Here is a 25,060-nt window from a genome sequence, read left to right on the forward strand (position 1 = left end):
ATGCCAACCCCTCCAAAAAGAGATTGGACTTTGATCCAAAGGAATTCTCACCAGTCCGAAGACCGACGAGGATAATTTGGCATTTGACAAGTGCACGCTGTTGAGTTCTCAAGGATCGGATGCGTTCACGATCGGACCTCTCGGCCGTCACCATGAAGCAACTTCTCTTGTTCCGATCACACGATTCGAGTCGGCGCTTCGCTACAGAGATGGAGCAGTGGTCCCTGACTCGGTCCGTGTGGACCGGCTCCCCATCCTACACACACGCCACCGTGGTGGCAAGATCTGGAGGAGGGGGATGTTCTACCGCTTGAGGGGGCCGGGCCTTTCGGCCTTCGCTCTTCCCTGTGGGGCGAACAAGTAATAACTTACGTGGGATCCGGCAACCCGGCAAATCACGCGTCCACCCCGGGCGTGTCGCCCGGAATTCCGCGGACGAAGACGCCGGCGAGGGTCTTCTTCCCCCGACGGAGGACCGCGGCGTCACCGGCCAGGGACGCAGCGACCACCGCGTCCTCGGACGTGACCTTCTCGCCGTCGACCGAGACTCCCCCCTGAGCGATCGCTCGCCGCGCTTCGCCCATGCTCGAGACCAGTCCGGTCTGAACGAGCGCCTGCACGACTGTCGTCCCGGGCGACACCGTCGCGTGGGGCAGCTCCTCCAGAGCCGAGCGGAGCACGTCCGCATCGAGCGCTGTCAGATCTCCCCGCCCGAAAAGGGCCTCCGACGCGGCGATCACCGAACGCGCGGCATCATCTCCATGTACGAAGGCGGTGACCTCGAGCGCGAGGCGCTTCTGCGCCGCCCTCCGGAAGGGCTCGTCCGCGACCGCGCGCTCGTAGGCGACGATCTCCTCGCGCGTGAGGAACGTGAAGATCTTCAGTCGCGAGATCACGTCGGCGTCGTCGGTGTTGAGCCAGAACTGGTACATGCGGTACGGGCTGCACATGCGCGCGTCCAGCCAGACCGCGTTACCCTCGCTCTTGCCGAACTTGGTGCCGTCGCTGTTCGTGATCAGCGGCGTACCGATCGCGTGCACTGACACCCCCTCCACACGGTGGATCAGATCCGTGCCGCTGGTGAGGTTGCCCCATTGGTCGCTGCCCCCCGTCTGCAGGACGCAGCCGTACGCACGGTGGAGTTCGAGGAAGTCCATTCCCTGCAGGATCTGGTAGCTGAACTCGGTGTAGCTGATGCCCGCCTCAGAGTTCAGGCGTGCCGCCACCGCGTCCTTCTTGAGCATCGTCCCGACGCGGTAGTGCTTCCCGACCTCCCGGAGGAAGTCGATCGCCGACAGCGGGGCCGTCCAGTCGAGGTTGTTGACGATGCGCGCGGCGTTGTCGCCCTCGAAACTCAGGAACCGCTCCACCTGGGCACGCAGGGAACTGACCCATTCCTCGACGGTCTCGCGCGTGTTGAGTGTGCGCTCCGAAGACGGCCGCGGATCGCCGATCAGACCGGTCGATCCTCCGACGAGCCCGAGAGGACGGTGGCCCGCGAGCTGAAGGCGACGCATCACCAGGAGCTGCACGAGGTTCCCGAGATGCAGGCTCGGGGCGGTCGGATCGAAGCCGCAGTAGTACGTGATCGGATCCCCGCCGAGAAGGGCGCGCAGCGCCTCCTGATCTGTGGACACATGCACCAGGCCACGCCACACCAGCTCATCCCAGACGTTGTCGAACGTCGGGTCGTTGGCGGGCGCGAGGGCGCTCACGACGGTTTCAGACACGCTTTCCACGCTATCAGCGGGGCGCGGCGACCCCGCGCCGTCCGCGGTCGGTGGCACACTGCCCCCATGGCCCTCTTCCTGCCCGAGCCGCTGTGGATGGCCGCCGTGTCGATCCTGGTCTTCCTCGCCCTCGCGACGGCCCTCGCGCTCTGCGTGGTCTCGCTGCGCCGGCCGTCGACGTTGCCGCTCGCGGTCGCCACGGGGCTCGTCGTCGCGGCGACCGTCGTGGTGGCGGTCTCCCCCGTCGGCGTTCCGACGCTCATGGGCGCGATGCTCGCACTCCTCGCCGTGGCCGTGGCCGCGGTGGGCGGCAACCCGATCACCCGGCAGGTGTTGGAGCTGGCGACCGGCGGACGCGTGCGCGAGACGCGGGACGGCGGCATTCTGGTCGCCCCACCCCGGGTCGACGGCGCGCCGGATGAGCCGGACGCCGTCGCCCTGCTTCGCGGGGGGACGACGATCGGCTATCTGGAGCGGCTGGCGGTGGTCATCGCCGTGATCGCCGGCTACCCGGAGGCGATCGCCGTCGTCGTCGCCGTGAAGGGCATCGGTCGCTTCTCCGAGCTCGCTGCGGCCGAAGCGCGCGAACGCTTCATCATCGGCACCCTGGCCAGCCTCCTCTGGGCGAGCGTCGTCGGCGCGCTGATCCGGCTCGTGATCTGGTGAATCACCACCCTGCGCGCAGCCGCCGGTAGCCCTCCACGAGCGACGCGGATCCCGCTGCGGCAAGGGCCTGCGACACCGCCGACTGCGTGATCGATTCCTCTCCCGCCAATTCCCGTTGCGTCCTGCCCACGCATCGACCGAAGGTCAGGCGACGGGCACGGTCCGACATCGTCGTGACCACTTCGTCGCGAGCGAGCAGGTATGCCGACGCCATCCGGATCATCCCGTGAACGGAGGGCGGCTCCGAGGGGGCGGCCGCGATCGCCGTCCGCGCGCTCGGGACGGCCCGGCGGGCGCGCGCATCGACGGCATCGATCGCTTCGCGGGCCGCCCACCAGGCCGACCCCTCGGCGATGTCACCGCCGGCAGACGGCACACGCACCGTGTCGCCGACGCCGATCCCGAAGCGCAGGTCGATCCCCTCGGGGAGCGCGAGCCGGACGAGCAGTGTGAACGACAGCGCCGCCTCGACCGACACCAGCTCGCCCTGGAGCTCATCACCCGTGGTCGTCGCGATCGGCGCGGTCACCGCATCCGGGATCTCCGCGGACACCCGCGCGATCGTGTCCTCGATCGCGCGCTGCGCACCGGCGCGGTCGGGCAGACGGCGCGAGCCGACGATGTCGGCTGTCAGAACGACGGGCATATCATCAGCTTATCGCTGATATTCGAGAAATATCAGTTAATCACTGATTTTCACTCAGAGGCCGAGCGCGTGGAACGTCTCCTGCGCCCGATGCACCAGCGCAGCCCTCTGCTCGGCCACGCGCGTCGGCGCCGTGCCACCTGTGCCGGCGCGACTCGCCACGGAGCCCTCCACGGTGAGCACGGAGCGGACCTCCGGACGCAGTTGGGCGGACACCGCCTGCAGGACGTCGTCGGTTGCCTCCTCCAGTCCGATCCCGCGCTCCTCGCAGGCCCGCACCAGTGATCCGGAGATCTCGTGCGCCTCGCGGAACGGCACGCCCTGCGTCACGAGCCACTCGGCGACATCCGTCGCGAGGGAGAAGCCCTGCGGGGCGAGCTCCGCCATGCGCGCGGTGTCGAAGGTGAGCGTCGCGACCATCCCGGTGAACGCGGGCAGCACGGTCTCGAGGGTCCGCACCGAATCGAACACCGGCTCCTTGTCCTCCTGCAGATCGCGGTTGTAGGCCAGCGGCAGCGCCTTGAGGGTCGCGAGGAGTCCGGTGAGGTTGCCGATGAGGCGGCCCGACTTCCCACGGGCGAGTTCGGCGATGTCGGGGTTCTTCTTCTGCGGCATGATGCTCGACCCCGTCGAGTAGCCGTCGTGCAGCGTGACGAAGCCGAACTCCCGCGTGTTCCAGAGGATGATCTCCTCGGCGAACCGGGAGAGGTCGATGCCGATCATCGCCGCGATGAACGCGAACTCGGCCACGACGTCCCGAGCGGACGTGCCGTCGATGGAGTTCTCGGCCGGGTCGCCGAGACCGAGCTCCCTCGCCACGAGCACGGGATCGAGCCCGAGCGAAGATCCGGCGAGCGCCCCGCCGCCGTACGGCGACACCCGCGCGCGCACCGTCCAGTCCCGGAGCCGCTCGAGGTCGCGCACCAGCGGCCACGCGTGGGCCTGGAGGTGATGGGCGAGCAACACGGGCTGCGCGTGCTGAAGGTGGGTGCGACCGGGAAGGATCGCGTCGGGGTGCGCCTCCGCCTGCGCGACGAGGGCGTCGATGAGCCCCAGGATGTCGCGCGCGATGGTCCGGGAGTGATCGATGAGGAACATCCGCACCAGCGTGGCGATCTGGTCGTTCCGACTGCGGCCGGCCCGGAGCTTGCCCCCGACCGCGGGACCGACCTCGGCGATCAGCGCCTGTTCCAGAGCACCGTGGACATCCTCGTCGGCCTCCGCCGGCTGGAGCGAACCGTCCGAGATGCGGGCGGCGAGACGATCCAGCCCCGCACGCATCTCGGCGAGCTCGTCATCGCTGAGATACCCCGCGTCGTGCAGGGCCACGGCATGAGCGCGCGAACCGGCGATGTCGTACAGGGCCAGGTCCCAGTCGAAGTGGGTCGAGCGGCTCAGCGCCGCCAGCTCCGGCGAGGGTCCGGAGGCGAAGCGGGCGCCCCAGAGCGCGCCCTCGTTGGTTCCGTCGGCCGTGGTCTCGTTCACCGCACCAGCCTATCGGCGCGCTCGACTCCCACCGGAGGCGCGGTCGAGCAGCCCCTCGAGCGGACCGCGTCCGACGAACAGCGCCCAGACGGTGCAGAGGACGATGATTCCGAGGGTCATGGGCCAGAACGGCTCCAGCGCCCGGAACCCCGACAGGTCGCTCGGGTCTCCCAGGACGACGGCGGCGATGAGCGCCCACACGACGAGCTGGACCGTGTACGCGGTGAGCGGCATCGCGCCGACCGCACGCAAAGGGAGAACGATCCACATCACCGCGGTGACACGGCAGAGCAGCACGGCGGCGGCGATGACGGCGAGGGCGAACCCCCCGGATCCGATGACCTCGAGGAGGCCGGACGAGTGCGGGCGGGCGGTCCACACCGCGGGCCACCATCCCCCCTGCTCGGCTGCGGGTCCGTATCCCGTGGCGGCGTCGGCTCCGTAGCCGACGAGGGCCAGAGCGACTCCAACCGCGAGGACGCGGAGCTGAACCGCCGTCGCACGGACGTCGGCCCGCGCAACCGCGAGCCCGGCCAGCACGAAGGCGATCCAGGTCGGGAAGGGGTAGTTCCATCCGATGGCGAGCGAGAGGTCGCCGCCGAGCGGAGTCGACCAGATCGGAAGCTCGTCGAGGAGCACCTGGAGCAGAGGCATCACCACGCCCAGGATCGCGGCAAGGACCGCCAGCCGGCGCGCGCCCCATGTCAGGACGGGCAGCGTCATCAGGAACAGGATCGCGTAGGCGGGGAGGATGACGTAGACCGGGACGCCGGTGAGGATGAGCAGGATGCCGATGACCCAGAGGATCCCGGCGCGGATCGCGATGCGCACGCGGGCCGAGGTGAGGTCGGTGCCGCGCGGGGGCACGGACCCGCCGGTCATGAGACCGATCGACACCCCCGCGAGCGTCGCGAACAGGATGGACGAGCGCCCGTCGACCACGGCGACCCAAGTGTCCGGCTCGGCGAAGACGAAGGCGTCGGAGATGACCAGGAGGTGGGCCGCGAGCATCCCCACGACCGCGAGCCCGCGCGCGAGGTCGAGCCCGGTGACGCGACCGCGGGCGTTGAGCCGCGAGACGTTCGCGGCGACCGTCACGCGGCGCTCTGGCGCAGAAGCCACACCAGCAGCGCCTTCTGGGCGTGCAGCCGGTTCTCGGCCTCATCCCAGACCACGCTCTGCGGACCGTCGATGACGGCCGCGTCGACCTCGTAGCCGCGATCGGCGGGAAGGCAGTGGATGAAGATCGCGTCATCCTGGGCGAGCTGCATCAGCTCCCCCGTCACCTTGTATTGGCCGAGATCGCGCAGGCGGGCGAGCTTCTCCTCCTCCTTGCCCATCGACACCCACGTGTCGGTGACGATCACGTCCGCCCCGGCGGCCGCCTCGATCGGGTCCGTGAACAGCGTCACGGACCCGCCGGTCTCGGTGGCGCGGCGGTCCGCATCGGCGATCACATCGGAGCGGGGCGCGTAGTCCTCCGGCGAGGCGACGCGCACGTGCATGCCCGCCGTCACCCCCGCCAGGACGTACGAGTGCGCCATGTTCGACATCCCGTCGCCGAAGAAGGCGAGCGTGAGTCCGGCGAGCGGGCCCTTGTGTTCGGTGATCGTCAGAAGATCCGCGAGCAACTGGCAGGGGTGGAAGTCGTCGCTGAGCGCGTTCACGACCGGCACCCGCGTGTCGCGCGCCATCTCCTCGAGACCCGACTGGGCGTACGTGCGCCAGACGATCGCGGCGACCTGGCGCTCCAGCACCCGGGCGGTGTCGGAGGGGGTCTCCTTGCCGCCGAGCTGGCTGTTGGCCGTCGAGATGATCAACGGCGTTCCGCCGAGGTCGGCGATGCCGACCGCGAAGGAGACCCGGGTCCGCGTGGAGGACTTGTCGAAGATGACCGCGACGGTCTGCGGTCCTTCGAGGGGCTTGAGCTTCCAGCGATCTTTCTTCAGCTCCAGGGCGAGCTCGAGGATCTCGGCCTGCTCGGCCGGGGTCAGATCGTCGTCGCGGAGCAGATGGCGGGTCATGCGGGAACCTCCGAGGGGGATGCGGGATGCGGGGAGCCGTCGAGCAGGAGCGCGTCCTGCACCGTGCGCAGGGATGCGGCGAGGAGCGCGAGGAACTCGTCGACCTCGATGTCGCCGATCGTCAGCGGCGGGACCACGCGGATCGTGTCGTCGTTCGGCGCGTTGATGACGAGACCGTGCTCAGCGGCCGCGGCGACGACCGCCTTGGCCACCGGCCGGGTCAGGGCGATGCCGATCAGCAGCCCGCGCCCGCGGGTTCCCGACACCAGCTCCGAGCCGAGGGCCTCCACGCCGTCGCGGATCTGCGCCCCTCGGGCCGATGCCGCCGCAACGAGGTCGGCGCGTTCGATCTCGGCGAGGACGGCCGAGGCGACGGCGGTGCCGAGGGCGTTCCCGCCGAAGGTCGACCCGTGCGTGCCCGGGTAGAACAGGTCGCTGGCGGAGCCGAAGGTGATGAGCGCGCCGATCGGGAATCCTCCCCCGATGCCCTTGGCGACGGTGACGGCATCCGGGGTGATGCCCTCGTGCTGGAAGGCGAACCACTCCCCCGTACGTCCCGCACCCGTCTGGATCTCATCGACGATGAGCAGCGCGCCGTGGCGGGCGGTGATCTCGCGCGCCGCGGCGAGGTATCCCTCCGGCAGGTCCACGACCCCGGCTTCGCCCTTGATCGGCTCGACGATGAGGGCGGCGACGCGGTCGTCGACGGCGGCCTCGAGGGCGGCGATCGTCGAGGGCAGGAACTCCACCCCGGGCGTCATGGGCAGGAAAGGCTCCTGCATCGCCGGCTTCCCGGTGAGCGCGAGGGTTCCCATCGTGCGTCCATGGAAGGCATCCGTCAGCGCCAGGATCCGCGGACGATCGGCACCGCCGTGCAGGCGTGCGAGTTTGAAGGCCGCCTCGTTGGCCTCCGCCCCGGAGTTGGCGAAGTAGACGCGCCCCTCGTCCCCTGTCCCGGCGAGACGCTTCAGGCGCGCCGCGAGTTCGAGCTGGGGCGGGGTGGCGAAGTAGTTGGAGACGTGGGCGAGGGTCGCCGCCTGTCGGGTGAGCGCCTCGACGAACACCGGGTGGGCGTGGCCGAGGGAGTTGACGGCGATGCCCGCGAGGAAATCGAGGTGCCGACGGCCGTCCGCATCCCACACATAGGCCCCTTCGCCTCGGACGAACATCGCCATCCGGGGTCCGAAGCTGCGGACCAGGTCCCGTCCCGCATCGTCCTGCCACGTCATCCGCGCACCACCTCTGTTCCGATTCCCTTGCTGGTGAACAGCTCCACCAGCACCGAGTGCGGCACTCGGCCGTCGATGATGGCGGCGGTCTCGACTCCGCCTTCGACCGCTTCGAGACACGCCGTCATCTTCGGGATCATGCCCGACTCCAGCCGCGGCATCATCGCCCTCAGCTCGGTCGAGGTCAGGTGCGAAACGAGCGAGTCGCGGCGGGGCCAGTCGGCGTAGAGCCCGGGGACGTCGGTGAGGACGACGAGCTTCGCCGCCCCGAGAGCCACCGCGAGGGCGGATGCCGCGGCATCCGCGTTGACGTTCAGCGAGTGTCCCGGGTGGTCGAGATCGGGGGCGATGCTCGAGACGACCGGGATGCGGCCGGCATCGAGCTGATCGTGGATCGGGCGCGGATCGACCTCCACCACGTCGCCGACACGACCGAGGTCGTGCTCGACCCCCTCGATCACGACGCCGCGACGCCGTCCGCCGAAGAGTCCGGCGTCCTCGCCCGAGAGTCCCGTGGCCACGGGGCCGTGCGCGTTGATCTTCCCGACCAGCTGGGGGTTGATCTGACCGGTCAGGACCATGCGCACGACGCTGATCGCCTCGGTCGAGGTCACGCGGTAGCCGCCCTTGAATTCGCTCGGGATGGCCAGGCGATCCAGCATCGAGGAGATCTGCGGTCCACCGCCGTGCACGACGACGGGCTTGACGCCGACGTAGCGGAGGTATGCGATGTCGGCGGCGAAGGCGTCCTGGAGCTCTTCGCTCACCATGGCGTTGCCGCCGTACTTGACCACCACGATCTGGTCGCGGAAGCGACGCAGCCACGGGAGGGATTCGATGAGGGTCGTCGCGCGCGCGCTCGCCTCGGCGGGATCGGTGTCTTGGAGATCGGTCATGAGGAGTACGCGCTGTTCTCGTGGACGTAGTCGTGCGTCAGGTCGTTGGTGAGGATCGTCGCGGTCTCGTCGCCGACCTTGAGGTCGATCACGATGTCGGTCGCGCGGGGGGTGAGATCGACGTCCTCGCGCGGACGGTCCGGCCCGCCCGCGGTGCACACGCGGACACCGTTCATCCACACGTCCACGTCGTAGGGGTCGAACGTCGCGTCGGTCGTTCCGATCGCGGCGAGCACGCGGCCCCAGTTGGGGTCGTTGCCGAAGATCGCGGCCTTGAAGAGGTTGTTGCGGGCGACCGAGCGCCCCACCTCGACCGCGTCGTCCTCGGAGGCGGCGTGGCGCACCTCGATGGTGATGTCGTGGGCGGCGCCTTCGGCGTCCCCCTGCAGCTGCTCCGCGAGGTCGAGGCATACCGAAGCGAGGGCGGCGGTGAACTCGTCCGGGCTCGGGGTGACGCCACTCGCTCCGCTCACGAGCAGGGTCACCTGATCGTTGGTCGACATGCAGCCGTCCGAGTCGAGGCGATCGAAGCTGCGTCTGGTCGCAGCGCGCAGCGCCGCATCCGCCTGCGCGGAGTCGAGCACCGCGTCCGTGGTGAGCACCACGAGCATCGTCGCCAGCCCCGGCGCGAGCATGCCGGCGCCCTTCGCCATTCCGCCGATCGTCCAGCCCGCGCCCTCATGGACGGCGCGCTTGGCCCGGGAATCGGTGGTCATGATCGCCTCGGATGCCGCGATCCCGCCGTCGCGGTCGAGACCGTCGATCGCCGCTTCCGTCCCGGCGAGGACCTTCGCGCGGAAGACCTCGTCTCCCGTGCCGATCAGCCCGGTCGAGCACACCTGGACATCGCCGGCACCGACGCCGAGCAGCTCGGCGGCCTTCTCCGCCGTCTGGTGCGTCGTCTGGAACCCGAAGCTGCCGGTGAAGCAGTTCGCGCCGCCGGAATTGAGCACGACGGCCTCGACGACGCCGTCGGCGATCGCCTGCTGCGACCAGAGGATCGGATTCGCCTTGGCGCGGTTGGATGTGAACACCGCTGCGCCGACCTTCAGCGGACCACGATTGACCACGACCGCCACGTCTTTCGCGCCGGTGGATTTCAGACCCGCGGCGACACCGGCCGCCTCGAACCCTCGGGGTGCGGTGACGCTCACGGCGCGACTCCGTTCACGGTCAGCGCGGTGCCCTCGGGGAGCCCCAGCGCGATGTTCATGGACTGCACCGCGGCGCCCGCGGTGCCCTTGACGAGGTTGTCGACGGCGGCGACGACGGTCACCCGACCCGCAGGTCGGTCGATGGCGAGACCGAGCAGGGCGGTGTTCGCCCCGACGACGTCCGCCGTGCGCGGGAACACGCCTTCGGGGAGCAGTGTGACGAACGTTTCCTCGGCGTAGGCGTCCTCCCACGCCGCACGGATCTGCGCATCGGTCGCCCCGGGGACGATCGGCGCAGACGACGTGGCGAGGATGCCGCGCGACATCGGCACCAGGACCGGCGTGAAGGAGATCCGGATGCCCTCGTCCGCGCTCACACCGGCCGCCGACGGCGACGCGGCGGCGAGCGCCTGGCGGATCTCGGGGATGTGCCGGTGGGTGCCGCCGACGGCATAGGGATTCGCCGAGCCGAGGAGCTCGGAGGCGAGCAGATTCGTCTTCAGCGACTTCCCCGCCCCCGAGGGCCCCACCGCGAGAACGGAGACGATGTCGCGCGGGTCGATGACGCCGGCGGCGACGCCCGGCGCGAGACTCAGGCTCACGGTCGAGGCGTTGCACCCCGGGGCGGCGATCCGGCGCGCGCCGACCAGGTGCTGCCGCTGCTTTCCGCCCCGCACGGGGAGCTCCGGGACGCCGTAGGCCCACGGCTCGTGGAAGTCGCCGCCGTAGAACCGATCCCAGTCCGCGACCGACTGCAGCCGATGGTCCGCGCCCGCGTCGATGACGAGCGCGGCATCCGACAGCGACTCCGTGATCGCGCCGGACTGGCCGTGCGGGAGGGCGAGGACGACGACATCGTGCCCGGCGAGCACGTCGGGGGTGGTCGGCTGCAGGTCGAGACGCGCGAGCGAGCGCAGGTGCGGCTGATGCTCGATGAGCGGTGACCCCGCGTTCGAGTGCGCGGTCACGGTGCGGATCTCGACGTCGGGATGCGCTGCGAGAAGGCGCAGGATCTCGCCGCCGGCATAGCCCGATGCGCCGGAGACGGCGACCGAATACGTCATGGGTTCCACCTTAGAGAGTCGGATGCCGCGGCGAGCGCGGCGGGCCGGGAGCGGCGACGACCCCGTCGGCACCCGGCGACGGGTGGAACGCGGCGTCGCCTAGAGTCGGCGTCCGTCGCGGCGTCGGCGCGCGGGAACGACGCGCGAAAGCGCGGAGCAGGTTCCCGATGCGGCGGTGGGCATGCCGAGACGATATCGAGGCCGGGTCCGCCACACCAAATCGGCGGGGCGGACCCGGCGCGTCCTTCCCCGCGGGAAGGACGCGGTCAGTCTCGGATCGAGGCGCCGCACCGCTCTTGCGCGCGCGCGACGCCGGCGAGCTTGGCCTCCGTCGCCTCGGCCGCGGTCAGCGTGCGGTCGGGCGCGCGGAACCGGAGCGCGAAGGTGAGGCTCTTGCTGCCCTCGGGCACGCCTGCGCCGCGATAGTCGTCGACGAGCCGCACGGCCTCCAACAGCGGGCCGGCGCCCTCGACGAGCGCATCGCGGAGCGTCGCCGCCGCGACATCTTCGGCGACCACGAGCGAGACGTCCTGGGTCGCGGCCGGGTAGCCCGACAGCGTCACGGCCGTCACCGTCCGCGCGGCATCCAGTACGCGGTCGAGGTCGAGTTCGGCGACGTACACGCGTCCCGGCAGGTCCGCCGCCGCCGCGACGGTCGGGAGGACCTCCCCGACGTAGCCGACCTCGACGCCGTCCACCGACAGCGCTCCGGCGCGCCCGGGATGAAGAGCCGCGCGCTGCGTCTGGGAGACGTCGATGCGCACGCCGGCGGCACCGGCGATCGTGCGGACGGCGTCGAGGACGTCGAGGAGCTCGAACGACTCGGCCGGTGCGCCCGGCTGCTTGGCGACGCGGTTGCCGGTGACGAGGACCGCGATGTGGCGAGGCTGCGGCGGGATGGCCGCATCGAGCTCGGCGAGCGTCGCGGCATCCGGTCGAACCGCCGGCGGCGGGACGAAGGGGGTGCCGTAGGCCTGCCCGATGGCGGGGCGGAAGACCACTCCGGACTCGAACAGCGCCAGGTCCAGCAGGCCGCGCGAGACGTTGCGGTGCGCGACCTGCAGCAGACCGGGAACGAGCGAGCGGCGGAGGAACGGGTGCTGTCCGTCCAACGGGTTCGCGAGTCGCACCGAGGCGACCTCTCCTCCCCCGGCCGAGCCGTGGAGCCGATTGTCGGCCTCGGCGACGAACGGGAACGACGGCGTCTCGACGTACCCGGCCGCGGCGAGCGCGTTCGCGACGCGCCGACGCCCGTGCTGAGCCGCGGTGAAACCGCGTCCGGCCGGGGGGATCGGCAGGACCGAGGGGATGCGGTCATACCCCGTGATCCGGGCGACCTCCTCGGCCAGCGTCCACTTGTCGGTGAGGTCCGGTCGCCAGGACGGCGCCGCCACGACCCAGCCGGCGGCCGTCTCGCGTACCGTCGCTCCGATCATCTCCAGCGAAGAGACGATCTCGTCGGCGGTGTAGTCCACCCCGATGAGGCCCGAGACGAAGTCCCGCGGCAGCTCGATCATCGTGTCGACACGGGTGGCGTTGATCGCCCCACCGGCGCGGGTGTCCGTCCCGCCGGCGTAGCGCTCCATGAGCTCGGCGACCCGGGCGGCCGCGACGAACGCGATCGCGGGGTCCACGCCGCGCTCGAACCGACGCGATGCTTCGCTGGGGAGCTTGTGTCGTCGAGCCGTACGCGCGATCGTGACGGTGTCGAACGTCGCCGCTTCGATGAGCACGTTCCGCGTCGCGTCCGTCATCTCGGTCGTCCCGCCGCCCATCACCCCCGCCAGGCCGATCGGGCCCGACGCGTCCGCGATCAGCAGGTCTTCGGGATGCAGCGTCCGGGTCTTGCCGTCGAGGGTCTGCAGCGTCTCGCCCGCAGCGGCGCGGCGCACGGTGATGCCGCCCTGAAGCCGGTCGAGGTCGTAGCCGTGGATCGGCTGCCCGAGCTCGATCATGACGTAGTTGGTGATGTCGATCAGGATGCCGAGCGACCGGATGCCGGCGAGCGTCAGCCGTGCGATCATCCAGGGCGGGGTCGGCTTGGTCGGGTCGACGTCCCGGACGATGCGTGCGACGAACTCGGACGCACCCACTCGGCCGCGGATGGGCGCGTCGTCCTCCACCGCCACCGCGAAGGCGGTCTCGTCGTGCAGGTTCACCTCGCCCCAGACCTTCGCGCCGGGGTCACGGAACGCCGCGCCGGTGGCGTGGGAGTACTCCCGTGCGATCCCGCGGATCGACAGCGCGTACCCGCGGTCGGGCGTGACGTTCACGTCCACCGCGACGTCGTCGAGGCCGAGCAGCGCGATGGCGTCGGTGCCGACGGGGGCGTCGATCCCGAGATCGACCAGGCGGAGGATGCCGGAGTGCTCGTCGCCGAGACCCAGCTCCTTGGCCGACGCGATCATGCCGTCGGACACGTGCCCGTAGGTCTTGCGCGCGGCGATCGGGAACGGCCCCGGAAGGACCGCGCCGGGCAGGGTGACGACGACCTTGTCACCGGCGAAGAAGTTGCGGGCGCCACAGACGATCCCGCGGACGCCGCCGAGGGCATCGCCGACGTCGACCTGACACCAGCGGATCGTCTTGCCGTTGGACTGGGGTTCCTCGACGAACTCGCGGACCTCGCCCACGACGATGGGCCCGGTGAGCTCGAAGCCGAGGACCTCCTCCTCTTCGAAACCGACCCGGACGAGGTCGGCGAGGACGTCTTCGCCGGTGGCCGACATCGGGACGTCGACGAACTCGCGAAGCCATGAGAGCGGGACGCGCATCAGACCACCATTCCGAACTGCTCGCTGAAGCGGACATCGCCCTCGGCCATGTCGCGCATGTCCTTGACGTCGCTGCGGAACATCAGGGTCCGCTCGATTCCCATGCCGAACGCGAACCCGGAGTACTCCTCGGGGTCGATGCCCGCCGCGCGGAGGACGTTCGGGTTCACCATGCCGCAGCCGCCCCACTCGATCCACCGGGCACCGCCGGTGAAGGTGGGGTGCCACAGGTCGAGCTCGGCGGACGGCTCCGTGAACGGGAAGTAGTTGGCCCGGAACCGGGTCTTCGCCTCGGCGCCGAACAGGGCGCGCGCGACGTGGTCGAGGGTGCCCTTGAGGTGGGCCATCGTGATGCCCTTGTCGATGACGAGGCCTTCGAACTGGCTGAAGACCGGCAGGTGCGTCGCGTCGAACTCGTCGGTGCGGTACACCCGGCCGGGTGAGATCACGTAGACCGGCAGCTCACGGGTGAGCATCGTCCGCATCTGGACGGGAGAGGTCTGGGTGCGAAGAACCAGGTGCCGTTCGACCGGATCGACGTAGAAGGTGTCCTGCATCTGCCGCGCCGGGTGATCCGGGTCGAGGTTCAGGGCGTCGAAGTTGTACCACTCGTGTTCGAGCTCGGGGCCCTCCGCGACCTCCCACCCCATGCCGACGAAGATGTCGCCGATCTGCTCCTGGAGGAGCGTGAGCGGATGCCGTGCCCCGACGCGTGCGCGGCCGGCGAGCGCGGTGATGTCCACGCGCTCGGCTTCGAGCGCCGCGGCCGTCTCCGCCTCGGCGAGCTCCTTCTCGCGCGCGGCGAACGCGGACGAAACGCGCCCGCGCGCCTGACCGACGAGCTTGCCGAGCGCGGCCTTCTGATCGGCGGGGACGTTCCGCAGCCGGGCGTTCAACGCCGCCAGCGTGGAGCCCTCGGCCGCGTGGGCCGAACGCGCGGCCTTGAGTGCGGCGGTGTCGCCGGCGTCGGTGACGGCCGTCAGCGCGGCCTCGACCGCGGCATCCACCGCCTCGGGGGTGATGGCGGGAGGGGCGGCCGGCGGATTCTCGCGCGCTTCAGACACGAGAAGCGAGTCTACCGATGCGACCGGTCCGACGTGTCCATTCAGTTCCCGGCGTCACCGCCCGTGCGGCGATCCGGTATCTGAGCATCCGCCAGACGGATGGCGGACGTGGGGTCGGCGAGCCCGGGGGACGGTTCCTGCTGCTTCGCTCTCCGCCCACCGCTCGCTGTGCGCCGGGAAAGCCACCGAGCGAACCACGACAGCAACAGGTTGATCACGAGGTAGATCGCGAGGCACACGAAGAACAAGGAGAACAGGTAACGGTTCCCGTAGAAGCTGGCCAGGTTGTTCATCATCGTGCGGATGATCTCGTTGTAACCGACGATGAATCCGAGAGATGTGTCCTTCAGAAGCACGACGAGCTGGGCGACGATGATCGGGAGCATCTGTCGGAATGCCTGAGGGAACTCCACAAGCATCTTGGACTGGAAATCACGCATCCCGACGCTCAGCGCCGCCTCTCGCTGTCCCCGCGGGAGCGCGGCCAGCCCCGCGCGCAGCGCCTCCCCGATAAGCGTCCCGTTATAGAGGATGAGGGCGATCACGACAGCCCAGAAGGCGCCGGTCGAAGCAACGAGGAGGATGAACAGCATCATCAACAGGACCGGCATCCCGCGGAGGAACTCGATGAGCCACGCGGTCGGCAGGCGCACCCACGCGATGGTCGAACTGCGCATGAGGGAGAGGGCGACGCCGAGCACGATCGCGCCGACGGCCGCCACCGCCGCAGCCTGCAGGGTCGCGACGACGCCACGGCCGATCGCTCCCCACACCTCGGGGTCCGTGAAGATATCCCACCGCACCGGATCGAGGATCGCCGGCACGGGAACCCCGCCGGACACCCGAGGTGTCGCCAGGATCCAGACGAGCCACGCGAGCGCAGCCAGGATGACGATGGCGCCGATGATCGACGCGATACGTGAGAGCCGCCGGGCCCGCGGGCCGGGGGCGTCGAAGAGGACGCTGGGAGCGCTCATCGCTGCACCACCACCCGTCGCTCGATCTGTCCCGCCAGGAGCCCCAGCGGAATGGTGACGGCCAGATACAGCGCCGCGGCGGTGAGGAGGATCAGGATGACCATGTTCCCGTTCCCGTTCGCAAGCGCCCGGGTGGCCGCGAACAGTTCGACCACGAAGAAGCCCCCCGCGACGGACGTGTTCTTCGTCAGGGCGATGAACACGTTGATCAGCGGCGGAATCGTCATGCGGAACGCTTGCGGCAGAACGACGAGCGACACCGTCTGGCCGAAGCCGAGACCGATGCTGCGGGCCGCCTCAGCCTGTCCCACCGGGACCCCATTGATGCCGGAACGCAACGCCTCCGCCACGAACGGCGACGTGTAGTAGGCCAGCGCAGCGATGGCGAGCGGGATGTACGGCACCCGCACTCCCAGGAAGGGAACGACGACCGCGAAGAAGAAGAAGACCAGGGTGAGTGGGGTGTTGCGCGCGATCTCCGTCCAGAACGCGGCGAACAGGCGCAAAGACCCGATAGGCGAGATGCGCATCGCCGCGATGATCGTGCCGAGGATCAGCGAGAGCACACCCGACACGGCCAACAACAGCAGCGTGACTCGGAAGCCCTCCCAGAAGGTGGGCCACAGACTGAGGTACTGCTCCATTTCCCCTCCTCTCTCACGTCAACGAGACGTCGGATGCCTCGAGCCGGCGCGGGGCACCGGCTCGAGGCATCCCCGATATCAGTAGCGGTCCGGTGCCGGCGGGTCGACGAACGGCAGGATCGTGCCGGCCGTGCTGTTCCACGCCGCCTCGTAGGTGCCGTCCTCGTAGGACGCTTCGAGCACGTCGTTGATCCACATGCGGAAGTCGGTGTCATCGAGCGCGAGACCGATGCCGTAGGGCTCATCCGTGAACGGCTCACCCACGACCTTGAACTCCCCCTCGTTCTGCGCGGCGAGACCGGCGAGGATCACGTTGTCCGTCGACACCGCCACCACGGCACCGGTCCGCAGCGGCTCGAGGCAATTCGAGTACGTGTCGGTCAGGACAGGTTCCGCACCGAGCTCGGCGAGGTTCTCCGCAGGCGTGGAACCAGTGACCGAGCACACCGGCTGACCGACGAGGTCCTCCTCGCTCTGGATGTCTTCGTTGTCGGCGAGGACGAGGATCGACTGACCCGCCATGTAGTACGGGCCGGCGAAGGAGACGACTTCCTTACGGGTGTCGTTGATCGTGTAGGTGGCGATGACGATATCGACCTGGCCGTTCTCGATGAAAGGCTCGCGGTTCGCCGAAACGGTCTCGACCCACTCGATGTTGTCCTCCGAGATGCCGAGCTGCGCCGCGATGATCTTGCCGATCTCGACGTCGAAGCCTTCGGGAGTACCCGACGGGCCCATGAGGCCGAACAGGGGCTGGTCGAACTTGGTGCCGATCGTGATCGTGCCGGCGTCGGCGAGCTCCGCCATCGTCGTGCCCTCTTCGAAGGTGACCTCTTCGACGGGCGGCGCGCTGGTATCGCCCCCGGCGTCGTCGGTGCCACCCGCGCACGCCGAGAGGGCGAGCGCGCTCACGGCCGCAAGGGCAATCAGGGGAATTCTCGTTCGCTTCATGTCTTCGTCCTTTGCTGTGTGCGGTCGCGCGTGGCGACTCTCCTCCGGGTCCGGCGCACTCGTGGTGCCCTGGTCTGCGTCAGTGCTCGAGGATCTTGGACAGGAAGTCCTGCGCCCTCGCGCTCTGTGGGTTCGTGAAGAACTGTTCGGGCGTAGCCTCCTCGACGATCGCGCCGTCGGCCATGAAGAGCACGCGATCGGCGGCCTTCCGCGCGAAGCCCATCTCGTGGGTCACGACGATCATCGTCATTCCATCCGACGCGAGTCCGATCATGACGTCGAGTACTTCGTTGATCATCTCGGGGTCGAGCGCACTCGTCGGCTCATCCATGAGGATGACCTTCGGGTTCATCGCGAGGGAACGGGCGATCGCCACACGCTGCTGCTGACCGCCGGAGAGCTGCGCCGGCATCTTCTTGGCCTGATTGGCGACGCCGACACGCTCGAGGAGCCGCATCGCCTCGGTCTCGGCGTCCTTCTTCGACATCTTCCGCACTTTGATCGGCCCGAGGGTCACGTTCTCGAGGACCGTCTTGTGCGCGAAGAGATTGAACGACTGGAATACCATGCCGACGTCGGCGCGAAGACGCGCCAGTCCCGCCCCCTCCTCGGGCAGCGGGACGCCGTCGATCGAGATCGAGCCGGAGTCGATCGTCTCGAGGCGATTGATCGCGCGGCAGAGGGTCGATTTTCCGGATCCCGAGGGCCCGATCACGACGACGACCTCCCCTCGGTTGACCACCGTGTTGATGTCTTGGAGGACGTGCAGCTCGCCGAAGTGCTTGTCGACGTGCTCCACGACCACGAGCGGCTCACCGCGCCGCACCGAGATGTTCGACGTCGCGGGGGCGCTTTCGTCCGCTGAGCTGGTCATCCGGCAAGCTTAGGCACACCTCAACGCTCACGCAGGTTATCCACACCAACCTTTACCGGGCCGTGATGCACGGCGGGCAGACCGGACGCGGATCAGCGCGCGGCGCGCTGCGCGAATGCGCTCTCATAGAGGCAGACGCTCGCGGCGGTGGCGAGGTTCAACGACTCCGCCGACCCGTAGATCGGCAGACGCAGGGAGAGATCGGCGAGCGCGAGCGCCTCATCCTCGAGACCGCGGGCCTCGTTTCCGAAGAGCCAGGCGGTCGGTTCGGCGAGGAGATCGCGCGCACCCAGGAAGTCCCCTCCCCCGACGTCCGCGGCGATGACGCGCACGCCGGCCGCGCGTGCCCGCCGGACCGCATCGGCCAGGTCCACACCGACGGCGACGGGGAGGTGGAACAGAGAGCCCGTGGTGGAGCGCACCACCTTGGGGTTGAACGGATCGACGGTTCGGCCGGTGAGGACGACGGCGTCCGCGCCGGCGGCGTCCGCCGCGCGGATGATGGTCCCGAGATTGCCGGGGTCGCGGACCTCTTCGCAGATGGCGACGAGTCGGGGCGTTCCGGCGAAGATGTCCCGCACGGATGTCGGGGCCTGCCGCGCGACGGCGACGATTCCCTGCGGGGTGACCGTGTCGGCCATCGCGTCGACCACGCTTTCGGTCGCGAGCACCACCTCGACACCCGCCGCGTCGGCGGCGGCGCGGATGTCGGCGTGCCGCTCCAGCGCGGACGGAGTCGCGAAGACCTCGACCACGATGTCGGGGCGGTGCGTGAGTGCTTCGCGCGCGGCCTGCGGTCCCTCGAGGAGGAACAGCCCGGTCTCCGCGCGCGCGGGCCGCTTGGTCAGCTTCGCGACGGCGCGTACGCGCGGCGATCGCGGATTCTCCAGCACGTCTCTCATCCTAGGGACCGTGGGCGCCGGCATCCGACACCGCCCGGAACAGGAGAACGGGCGCCTCCCCGAGGGGAAGCGCCCGTTCTGTCAGCGGATGCCGCTCACGCACCCTTGGGGGCGTTGACGTTCTCCGGGAGAGCCGCCTTGGCCGTCGCGACGAGCGAGGCGAAGGTCGCCGGCTCGTTGACCGCGAGCTCGGCGAGCATCCGACGGTCGACCTGCACGCCCGCGAGGCCGAGGCCCTGCATGAAGCGGTTGTAGGTCAGACCGTTCTGGCGGCTCGCGGCGTTGATGCGCTGGATCCACAGGCGACGGAAGTCGCCCTTGCGCTTACGACGGTCACGGTACGCGTAGACCAGCGAGTGCGTGACCTGCTCCTTGGCCTTGCGGTACAGACGCGAGCGCTGCCCGCGGTAGCCGGAGGCGCGTTCGAGGATGACGCGACGCTTCTTGTGGGCGTTGACCGCCCGCTTTACTCTTGCCATTTCTTCTGTTTCCTATCGTGCGAAAGCGCTCAGTGGCCGAGGAGCTTCTTGGCGACCTTGGCGTCGCCCGGGGCCAGAACCTGCTCCTGGTTCAGACGGCGCGTCCGGCGCGACGACTTGCCCTCGAGGTTGTGGCGCATACCGGCCTGCTGCTTCATCAGCTTTCCGCTCCCGGTCAGCTTGAAGCGCTTCTTGGCACCCGAGTGGGTCTTCTGCTTCGGCATCTGTTCTTCCTTCGTTATCGCATCCCGCGCGGGCGGGAGTCTGGGTCCCGCGGTGCGGGAGTCTGGGGGCCTATTCGTCGTCGTCCGTGGCGGCGTCGTCGACGTCGTCGTCGTCCGCATGCCGCGCGGAGCGCGCCGCTTCCTTGTTCGCCGCACGCTGGGCGTTCTGCTCCGTCTTGACCTCGGACTTGTTCTTGTGCGGGGCGACCACCATCACCATGTTGCGGCCGTCGATGGTCGGGTTCGACTCGACGGTGCCGAACTCCGCGACGTCCTCGGCGAACTTGCGCAGCAGACGCACGCCCTGCTCCGGACGCGACTGCTCGCGACCGCGGAAGAGGATCATCGCCTTGACCTTGTCGCCGGCCTGGAGGAAGCCCTCCGCGCGCTTGAGCTTGGTGATGTAGTCGTGCGCCTCGATCTTCAGACGGAACCGGACCTCTTTGAGAACCGTGTTCGCCTGGTTGCGACGCGCTTCCTTGGCCTTCTGAGCGGCCTCGTACTTGAACTTCCCGTAGTCCATGATCTTGACGACGGGCGGCTTGGAGTTGGGCGCCACCTCGACCAGGTCGAGATCGGCCTCCTGAGCCAGTCGCATGGCGACTTCGATGCGGACGACGCCGACCTGTTCGCCGCCGGGACCGACGAGTCGGACCTCGGGCACGCGAATGCGCTCATTGGTGCGGGGATCGCTGATGCGGAACTCCTCTGACGTGACGGGTGACAGCCACCGCGAGTGTCCTCGCGGCGGAAAGAGGAGTTCGCTTCCACCCGCACGGCGCACCGGCGCCGGCTTTCTCGCACCCGAACCCGATGAGGGACGACCTCTGACGAGACGTCCGAGGCGGAGTGCATGACCCGGTAGCCTGGAGCGGCAAGCGCGGGTGGGATCAAATCCTCTTTCGTTCCGGAGCAGGATGCCCCGGAGCCCGCTGAAGTCTAGCAGAGAGAATGACGTGACCACGATTCCGAGCCCCGCCGACGACCGACACGCGCAGTGGGAGGAGCAGGAGCGTCACGCCGCCTCCGCCACGCGCGACATCGCCGATGTCCCCGCCGTCGAGGTGATCACGACGACATCCGTCCACCTGATGAGCGCCGCCGCCGTGAAGGTCGGCCTCGCCGACGACCCCGCGCAGCAGATCGACCTCGACGAAGCGCGCAAACTCATCAACGCCCTGGCGGGCTTGATCACCGCGGGCGCTCCGGAGATCAGCGACATGCACGCCCGCTCGCTGCGCGACGGCCTGCGTTCGCTTCAGCTGGCCTTCCGCGAAGCCTCCGCGATTCCGGACCCGATCGGCAAGGGCCCCGGCGAGAAGTGGACCGGCCCCGTCACCTGACCGGTCTCAGGCGCCACGGACGAGCGCGACGGAGAGCGAATCCACGAGGGTCGCGATCCGGTCATCGGCCGCCCAGCGTGCGGCGAGCCTCTTCAGGACCGTGTCGAGCTCGGCACTGTCCAGGCCGGCGATGAGCTCCAGTCGGACGACCAGCTCCGGTCCGCGCAGGGTTCCGGCCGGGTCACCCGGGGCGACAGAGAGGTCGAGGACCGCCAGCTCTCCGCCGACACTCTCCTGAAGACCGGAGAAGACCTCCGGGGACGCGTAGCTCGGTTCCCATTCCTCGCCGCGGGCGATGGCCCAGACCGCCGGGCGCCGCACGACGAACTCGGTGGGCGAGGTCGGATCCAGCACGATCAGATCGGTTCCGTCCTGCACGGCGGCCAGTGCCGTCCGCACTCCGTCCGCCGGCACCGGCCGTGCGGAGGCGTCCCACTTCTGCATCGCCGCGACGCTCGAGAACACCGGGAGGACGCGTCGACCATCGGGAGCCGCGACCGTCACGATCGACAGCTCCTGGGTCTTGTCGACGGCCAGTCCGTGCGGACCGATCCCCTCGTCGCCCTTCTCCGCCACGAGCGGGATGAGCAGGCGCGCGGCGCGGTAGGCCCGGATCACCTCGACGGGTGAGCCCTCCCCCGCGTGGAAGCGGCGCAGGGCGTCGAGGAGCGCAGGATCTGCCGAGCCGTCGTCAGCCGCGTGCGGGTTCGCACGGAACTCCCGCCCCTCCCAGGGGACGCCCGCCGAATCGGCGGGATGTGCTCCGTCAGCGCCCGGCGACATCCAGGGCCTCCGCCAGCGTGAACGCCCCGGCGTACAGCGCTTTGCCGACGATGGCCCCCTCGACGCCCAGCGGCACGAGCTCGCGGAGGGCGGCGATGTCATCGAGGTTCGACACGCCGCCGGAGGCGACGACCGGCTTCGGGGTGCGCGCGGTGAGTTCGCGCAGGAGCTCGAGGTTCGGCCCCTGCAGGGTGCCGTCCTTGGTCACATCGGTGACGACGTACCGACTGCATCCGGCGTCTTCGAGCCGGTCCAGGACGGTCCACAGGTCTCCGCCTTCACGGGTCCACCCGCGTGCGGCGAGGGTCGTGCCGCGCACGTCGAGGCCGACGGCGATGACGTCTCCGTAGCGTCCGATGACATCCGCGGCCCACTCCGGGTTCTCGAGCGCGGCCGTGCCGAGGTTGATGCGGGCGGCACCGCTCTCCAGCGCCGCCTCCAGCGTGCGATCGTCACGGATGCCGCCGGACAATTCGACCTGGACGCCGCGCACGGACTTGATCACCTTGCGGAGGATGGAGGCGTTGTTGCCGCGGCCGAACGCCGCGTCGAGGTCGACGAGGTGGATCCACTGCGCACCCTGGCGGGCCCACTCGTGTGCGGCGTCGATGGGGTCGCCGTAGCTGGTCTCGGTGCCGGCCTCCCCCTGGGTCAGCCGGACGGCCTTGCCATCGGCGACGTCGACGGCGGGCAGAAGGGTCAGCGTGGGCGTGGACGCGAAATCGTTCATGGTTCCTCGTGCGTGACGGGTGGGGCGGGAACGGACCCGCTGCGGGGCACGATCTCAGAGAGTAGCCCCGGCGAGGCCGCCGATCCAATTGGACAGCAGCCGGATGCCCGCCTCCCCCGACTTCTCCGGGTGGAACTGAGTGGCCGACAGCGGACCGTTCTCGACCGCGGCGAGGAACGAGGAGCCGTAGGTGCTCCACGTGAGGACGGGCTCGCGGAAAGGGTCCTGGCGGACCATGGGCCAGCTCTGAGCGGCGAACGAGTGCACGAAGTAGAAGCGCTCCTGCTCGAGGCCGCGGAACAACACCGTTCCCTCACCCGGAGTGACGGTGTTCCACCCCATGTGCGGCAGGACGGGCGCGTCGAGCTGCGTGACGGTCCCGGGCCATTCGCCCAGACCCTCCGTGTCGTTCCCCCGCTCCACGCCGAGATCGAACATGACCTGCATCCCGACACAGATGCCGAGCACCGGGCGTCCCCCGGCGAGACGGCGCTCGATGAGCTGGTCTCCGCGCTGGGCGCGCAGCGCCGCCATCACCGCGTGGAAGGCCCCGACGCCCGGCACCACGAGCCCGTCCGCGTCCCGGACGAACCCGGCATCCGAGGTGAGCCGCGCATCGGCGCCTGCCGCGATCAGCGCCTTGACGGCGGAGTGGACGTTGCCCGACCCGTAGTCCAGGACGGCGACGGTCGGGCGGGGAGGCGCCTCTGTCACAGAGCACCCTTCGTGCTCGGGATGCCCTCGACGAGAGGATCCAAGGCCTTCGCCTGGCGGAACGCCCGCGCGAAGGCCTTGTACTCGGCCTCGGCGATGTGATGGGGGTCGCGGCCGCCGAGGACGCGCACGTGGACGGTCAGGGCGGCGTGGACGCTGATCGCTTCGAAGCTGTGCCGGACGAGGGAGCCGGTGAAGTGCCCGCCGATGAGGTGGTGCTCGAATCCGACGGGCTCGCCCGAGTGGACCAGGTAGGGTCGGCCGCTGATGTCGACGACCGCCTGCGCGAGCGCCTCGTCGAGCGGCACGAGCGCATCACCGTACCGCGCGATCCCGGACTTGTCGCCGAGCGCCTCGCGGATCGCCTGCCCCAGCACGATCGACACGTCCTCGACCGTGTGGTGCGCGTCGATGTCGGTGTCGCCCTCGGCGCGGACCGTGAGGTCGGTCAGGGAGTGCTTCGCGAACGCGGTGAGCATGTGGTCGAAGAACGGCACGGTCGTCTGGATGCGGCTGCGGCCGGTGCCGTCGAGGTCGAGCTCCAGTTCGACGCGTGACTCACTGGTCGCACGCGAGAGGGAGGCGGTACGGGCGGCGCTCATGCGCCCGATCCTACCGAGGCCAACGCGTCGAGGAACGCCGTCGTCTCCTCCTCGGTCCCCGCCGTCACACGAAGGTGGTGCGGGATCCCGACGTCCCGGATGAGGACGCCGCGCTCGTAGAGCCCGTCCCAGACGGCGCGGGGATCGTCGACACCGCCGAAGAGCACGAAGTTGGTCCAGGATTCGTAGGGGCGGTATCCCAGTGCCTGCAGCGTCGCTGAGATGCGGTCGCGCTGGGCGACGATGTCGTCGACCATCCGGAGCATGGTCGGGGCGTGCTGCAGCGCGGCGGTCGCCGCCGCCTGCGTGAGCGCGCTGAGGTGGTATGGAAGGCGCACCAGGCGCAACGCGTCGACGACGGCGGGATCCGCCGCGAGATATCCGACCCGCGCGCCCGCGAAGGCGAAGGCCTTGCTCATCGTGCGCGAGACCACGAGCCGCTCGCGGCCGGGGAGCAGCGTGAGTGCGGACGGCTCTTCCCGCGGGGCGAACTCCTGATAGGCCTCGTCGACGATGACGACGCCGTCCGTGGCGTCGTACACCGCGCGGATGGCGTCCAGGCCCATCGGCGTGCCGGTGGGGTTGTTCGGCGCGCAGAGGAAGACGACGTCCGCCCCGGCGTCGGCGACCTGCCGAGCGGCATCCTCCGGATCGACGGTGAAGTCCTCGCGACGTCTGCCGGCGACCCATTCCGCGCCCGTCGCGCGCGTGAGGATCGGATACATCGAGTAGGTGGGGGCGAACCCGAACGCGCGCCGACCCGGCCCGCCGAACGCCTGAAGCATGTGTTGGAGAACCTCGTTCGACCCGTTCGCGGCCCAGATGTTGGCCGCTTCGAGGCCGTGGCCGAGGTACTGCGCGAACCCCTCGCGCAGACCGGTGAACTCACGGTCCGGGTACCGATTGACCTCGCGGAGCGCGAGCGCCACCGCGTCGAGGATGTCGTCGGCGACCTCTTCCGGAACCGGGTGGGTGTTCTCGTTGACGTTGAGCGCGACGGGGAGGGCGGCCTGAGGCGCGCCGTACGGTGTCATCCCCCGGAGGTCATCGCGCAGGGGAAGGTCTTCCAAGCGGGTGGTCACCCCTCCCATCGTAGGGCGCCCCG

At 69.6% G+C, this 25,060-nt stretch carries 26 protein-coding genes; 2 read left to right on the forward strand and 24 right to left on the reverse strand.

Going from position 1 to position 25,060, the window contains the following annotated elements; all coding sequences use genetic code 11:
* Positions 1 to 395: 395 nt before the first annotated feature.
* Positions 396 to 1,739, reverse strand: a complete 1,344-nt coding sequence (tyrS, locus tag KZC50_RS14065) for a tyrosine--tRNA ligase (protein WP_375294612.1) — start codon at positions 1,737 to 1,739, stop codon at positions 396 to 398.
* Positions 1,740 to 1,796: 57 nt separating this feature from the next.
* Here tyrS and KZC50_RS14070 point away from each other — a divergent pair, with 57 nt between their 5' ends.
* Positions 1,797 to 2,396, forward strand: a complete 600-nt coding sequence (locus KZC50_RS14070; RefSeq protein ID WP_301135690.1) for a hypothetical protein — start codon at positions 1,797 to 1,799, stop codon at positions 2,394 to 2,396.
* 1 nt (position 2,397) lies between these two features.
* Here KZC50_RS14070 and KZC50_RS14075 read toward each other — a convergent pair whose 3' ends face one another.
* From KZC50_RS14075 to infC, 18 genes are all read right to left on the reverse strand, one after another.
* Positions 2,398 to 3,042 carry a SatD family protein gene (locus KZC50_RS14075; protein WP_053547516.1) on the reverse strand — a complete coding sequence of 215 codons (645 nt, stop codon included), beginning with the start codon at positions 3,040 to 3,042 and terminating at the stop codon, positions 2,398 to 2,400.
* 54 nt (positions 3,043 to 3,096) lie between these two features.
* Positions 3,097 to 4,527, reverse strand: a complete 1,431-nt coding sequence (gene argH / locus KZC50_RS14080; protein ID WP_053547517.1) for an argininosuccinate lyase — start codon at positions 4,525 to 4,527, stop codon at positions 3,097 to 3,099.
* Positions 4,528 to 4,536: 9 nt separating this feature from the next.
* Positions 4,537 to 5,649: a heparan-alpha-glucosaminide N-acetyltransferase domain-containing protein gene (locus KZC50_RS14085; RefSeq protein ID WP_310892089.1), complete on the reverse strand. Its 1,113-nt coding sequence runs from the start codon at positions 5,647 to 5,649 to the stop codon at positions 4,537 to 4,539.
* Positions 5,622 to 6,551, reverse strand: a complete 930-nt coding sequence (gene argF / locus KZC50_RS14090; protein ID WP_301135694.1) for an ornithine carbamoyltransferase — start codon at positions 6,549 to 6,551, stop codon at positions 5,622 to 5,624. The genes KZC50_RS14085 and argF overlap by 28 nt, the downstream gene beginning before the upstream one ends.
* Complete coding sequence (locus tag KZC50_RS14095; RefSeq protein ID WP_301135696.1) at positions 6,548 to 7,780, reverse strand: acetylornithine transaminase; 1,233 nt, start codon at positions 7,778 to 7,780, stop codon at positions 6,548 to 6,550. Before KZC50_RS14095 ends, argF begins: the two co-directional genes overlap by 4 nt.
* The gene (gene argB, locus KZC50_RS14100; protein ID WP_310892090.1) at positions 7,777 to 8,676 is read right to left on the reverse strand and encodes an acetylglutamate kinase; all 900 of its coding nucleotides are present in this window, start codon (positions 8,674 to 8,676) and stop codon (positions 7,777 to 7,779) included. The genes KZC50_RS14095 and argB overlap by 4 nt, the downstream gene beginning before the upstream one ends.
* Complete coding sequence (gene argJ, locus KZC50_RS14105; RefSeq protein WP_301135697.1) at positions 8,673 to 9,830, reverse strand: bifunctional glutamate N-acetyltransferase/amino-acid acetyltransferase ArgJ; 1,158 nt, start codon at positions 9,828 to 9,830, stop codon at positions 8,673 to 8,675. The genes argB and argJ overlap by 4 nt, the downstream gene beginning before the upstream one ends.
* Positions 9,827 to 10,894, reverse strand: a complete 1,068-nt coding sequence (gene argC / locus KZC50_RS14110) for an N-acetyl-gamma-glutamyl-phosphate reductase (RefSeq protein ID WP_310892091.1) — start codon at positions 10,892 to 10,894, stop codon at positions 9,827 to 9,829. Before argC ends, argJ begins: the two co-directional genes overlap by 4 nt.
* Positions 10,895 to 11,160: 266 nt before the next feature.
* The gene (pheT, locus tag KZC50_RS14115) at positions 11,161 to 13,668 is read right to left on the reverse strand and encodes a phenylalanine--tRNA ligase subunit beta (protein WP_310892092.1); all 2,508 of its coding nucleotides are present in this window, start codon (positions 13,666 to 13,668) and stop codon (positions 11,161 to 11,163) included.
* On the reverse strand, positions 13,668 to 14,732 hold the full coding sequence (gene pheS, locus KZC50_RS14120) for a phenylalanine--tRNA ligase subunit alpha (protein WP_053547525.1): 1,065 nt from the start codon (positions 14,730 to 14,732) through the stop codon (positions 13,668 to 13,670). Before pheS ends, pheT begins: the two co-directional genes overlap by 1 nt.
* A gap of 41 nt (positions 14,733 to 14,773) precedes the next feature.
* Positions 14,774 to 15,709 (reverse strand): amino acid ABC transporter permease, encoded by a 936-nt coding sequence (locus KZC50_RS14125; protein WP_310892093.1) that lies wholly within the window; start codon positions 15,707 to 15,709, stop codon positions 14,774 to 14,776.
* Positions 15,706 to 16,353 (reverse strand): amino acid ABC transporter permease, encoded by a 648-nt coding sequence (locus KZC50_RS14130; RefSeq protein ID WP_053547527.1) that lies wholly within the window; start codon positions 16,351 to 16,353, stop codon positions 15,706 to 15,708. Before KZC50_RS14130 ends, KZC50_RS14125 begins: the two co-directional genes overlap by 4 nt.
* Positions 16,354 to 16,431: 78 nt before the next feature.
* Positions 16,432 to 17,304, reverse strand: coding sequence for a glutamate ABC transporter substrate-binding protein (locus tag KZC50_RS14135; protein ID WP_310892094.1), 873 nt, complete (start codon positions 17,302 to 17,304; stop codon positions 16,432 to 16,434).
* Between the two features lie 79 nt (positions 17,305 to 17,383).
* Positions 17,384 to 18,178 (reverse strand): amino acid ABC transporter ATP-binding protein, encoded by a 795-nt coding sequence (locus KZC50_RS14140; RefSeq protein WP_053547529.1) that lies wholly within the window; start codon positions 18,176 to 18,178, stop codon positions 17,384 to 17,386.
* A gap of 92 nt (positions 18,179 to 18,270) precedes the next feature.
* The gene (locus tag KZC50_RS14145) at positions 18,271 to 19,071 is read right to left on the reverse strand and encodes a TrmH family RNA methyltransferase (protein ID WP_310892095.1); all 801 of its coding nucleotides are present in this window, start codon (positions 19,069 to 19,071) and stop codon (positions 18,271 to 18,273) included.
* 104 nt (positions 19,072 to 19,175) lie between these two features.
* Positions 19,176 to 19,559, reverse strand: coding sequence for a 50S ribosomal protein L20 (gene rplT, locus KZC50_RS14150; RefSeq protein WP_053547531.1), 384 nt, complete (start codon positions 19,557 to 19,559; stop codon positions 19,176 to 19,178).
* Between the two features lie 29 nt (positions 19,560 to 19,588).
* Positions 19,589 to 19,783, reverse strand: a complete 195-nt coding sequence (rpmI, locus tag KZC50_RS14155) for a 50S ribosomal protein L35 (protein WP_053547532.1) — start codon at positions 19,781 to 19,783, stop codon at positions 19,589 to 19,591.
* Positions 19,784 to 19,853: 70 nt separating this feature from the next.
* Positions 19,854 to 20,447: a translation initiation factor IF-3 gene (gene infC, locus KZC50_RS14160; protein WP_375294613.1), complete on the reverse strand. Its 594-nt coding sequence runs from the start codon at positions 20,445 to 20,447 to the stop codon at positions 19,854 to 19,856.
* Positions 20,448 to 20,739: 292 nt separating this feature from the next.
* On the opposite strand from infC, the gene KZC50_RS14165 reads away from it, so the two are divergent.
* Positions 20,740 to 21,126, forward strand: coding sequence for a DUF1844 domain-containing protein (locus tag KZC50_RS14165; protein ID WP_053547533.1), 387 nt, complete (start codon positions 20,740 to 20,742; stop codon positions 21,124 to 21,126).
* A 6-nt stretch (positions 21,127 to 21,132) separates the two neighbouring features.
* On the opposite strand, the gene KZC50_RS14170 is transcribed toward KZC50_RS14165, so the two are convergent.
* Genes KZC50_RS14170 through KZC50_RS14190 form a run of 5 tightly spaced genes read right to left on the reverse strand, consistent with a single transcriptional unit; the run spans position 21,133 to position 25,046 of the window.
* Entirely contained in the window at positions 21,133 to 21,909 is a 777-nt protein-coding gene (locus KZC50_RS14170) for an SseB family protein (RefSeq protein ID WP_301132750.1), read from the reverse strand.
* A complete protein-coding gene (gene priA / locus KZC50_RS14175) occupies positions 21,893 to 22,639 on the reverse strand; it encodes a bifunctional 1-(5-phosphoribosyl)-5-((5-phosphoribosylamino)methylideneamino)imidazole-4-carboxamide isomerase/phosphoribosylanthranilate isomerase PriA (RefSeq protein ID WP_053547535.1) in 747 nt (248 codons plus the stop codon). The genes KZC50_RS14170 and priA overlap by 17 nt, the downstream gene beginning before the upstream one ends.
* Positions 22,640 to 22,693: 54 nt before the next feature.
* The gene (gene hisH, locus KZC50_RS14180; RefSeq protein ID WP_053547536.1) at positions 22,694 to 23,353 is read right to left on the reverse strand and encodes an imidazole glycerol phosphate synthase subunit HisH; all 660 of its coding nucleotides are present in this window, start codon (positions 23,351 to 23,353) and stop codon (positions 22,694 to 22,696) included.
* Positions 23,350 to 23,955, reverse strand: a complete 606-nt coding sequence (gene hisB, locus KZC50_RS14185; protein WP_053547537.1) for an imidazoleglycerol-phosphate dehydratase HisB — start codon at positions 23,953 to 23,955, stop codon at positions 23,350 to 23,352. Before hisB ends, hisH begins: the two co-directional genes overlap by 4 nt.
* Positions 23,952 to 25,046, reverse strand: a complete 1,095-nt coding sequence (locus KZC50_RS14190) for a histidinol-phosphate transaminase (protein ID WP_310892096.1) — start codon at positions 25,044 to 25,046, stop codon at positions 23,952 to 23,954. The genes hisB and KZC50_RS14190 overlap by 4 nt, the downstream gene beginning before the upstream one ends.
* Positions 25,047 to 25,060 lie beyond the last annotated feature (14 nt).

It is taken from the genome of Microbacterium aurantiacum (assembly GCF_031625015.1).
GTDB classification, from domain to species: Bacteria; Actinomycetota; Actinomycetes; order Actinomycetales; family Microbacteriaceae; genus Microbacterium; species Microbacterium aurantiacum.

What these genes read in the sequence shown, in the direction of transcription:
- KZC50_RS14070 (WP_301135690.1), top strand. Translation starts at nt 1,797, where the DNA reads ATGGCCCTCTTCCTGCCCGAGCCGCTGTGGATGGCCGCCGTGTCGATC.
- KZC50_RS14075 (WP_053547516.1), bottom strand. Translation starts at nt 3,042, where the DNA reads ATGCCCGTCGTTCTGACAGCCGACATCGTCGGCTCGCGCCGTCTGCCC.
- argF (WP_301135694.1), bottom strand. Translation starts at nt 6,551, where the DNA reads ATGACCCGCCATCTGCTCCGCGACGACGATCTGACCCCGGCCGAGCAG.
- KZC50_RS14095 (WP_301135696.1), bottom strand. Translation starts at nt 7,780, where the DNA reads ATGACGTGGCAGGACGATGCGGGACGGGACCTGGTCCGCAGCTTCGGA.
- argB (WP_310892090.1), bottom strand. Translation starts at nt 8,676, where the DNA reads ATGACCGATCTCCAAGACACCGATCCCGCCGAGGCGAGCGCGCGCGCG.
- argC (WP_310892091.1), bottom strand. Translation starts at nt 10,894, where the DNA reads ATGACGTATTCGGTCGCCGTCTCCGGCGCATCGGGCTATGCCGGCGGC.
- pheT (WP_310892092.1), bottom strand. Translation starts at nt 13,668, where the DNA reads ATGCGCGTCCCGCTCTCATGGCTTCGCGAGTTCGTCGACGTCCCGATG.
- KZC50_RS14125 (WP_310892093.1), bottom strand. Translation starts at nt 15,709, where the DNA reads ATGAGCGCTCCCAGCGTCCTCTTCGACGCCCCCGGCCCGCGGGCCCGG.
- KZC50_RS14130 (WP_053547527.1), bottom strand. Translation starts at nt 16,353, where the DNA reads ATGGAGCAGTACCTCAGTCTGTGGCCCACCTTCTGGGAGGGCTTCCGA.
- KZC50_RS14135 (WP_310892094.1), bottom strand. Translation starts at nt 17,304, where the DNA reads ATGAAGCGAACGAGAATTCCCCTGATTGCCCTTGCGGCCGTGAGCGCG.
- KZC50_RS14140 (WP_053547529.1), bottom strand. Translation starts at nt 18,178, where the DNA reads ATGACCAGCTCAGCGGACGAAAGCGCCCCCGCGACGTCGAACATCTCG.
- rplT (WP_053547531.1), bottom strand. Translation starts at nt 19,559, where the DNA reads ATGGCAAGAGTAAAGCGGGCGGTCAACGCCCACAAGAAGCGTCGCGTC.
- rpmI (WP_053547532.1), bottom strand. Translation starts at nt 19,783, where the DNA reads ATGCCGAAGCAGAAGACCCACTCGGGTGCCAAGAAGCGCTTCAAGCTG.
- KZC50_RS14170 (WP_301132750.1), bottom strand. Translation starts at nt 21,909, where the DNA reads ATGTCGCCGGGCGCTGACGGAGCACATCCCGCCGATTCGGCGGGCGTC.
- priA (WP_053547535.1), bottom strand. Translation starts at nt 22,639, where the DNA reads ATGAACGATTTCGCGTCCACGCCCACGCTGACCCTTCTGCCCGCCGTC.
- hisB (WP_053547537.1), bottom strand. Translation starts at nt 23,955, where the DNA reads ATGAGCGCCGCCCGTACCGCCTCCCTCTCGCGTGCGACCAGTGAGTCA.
- KZC50_RS14190 (WP_310892096.1), bottom strand. Translation starts at nt 25,046, where the DNA reads ATGGGAGGGGTGACCACCCGCTTGGAAGACCTTCCCCTGCGCGATGAC.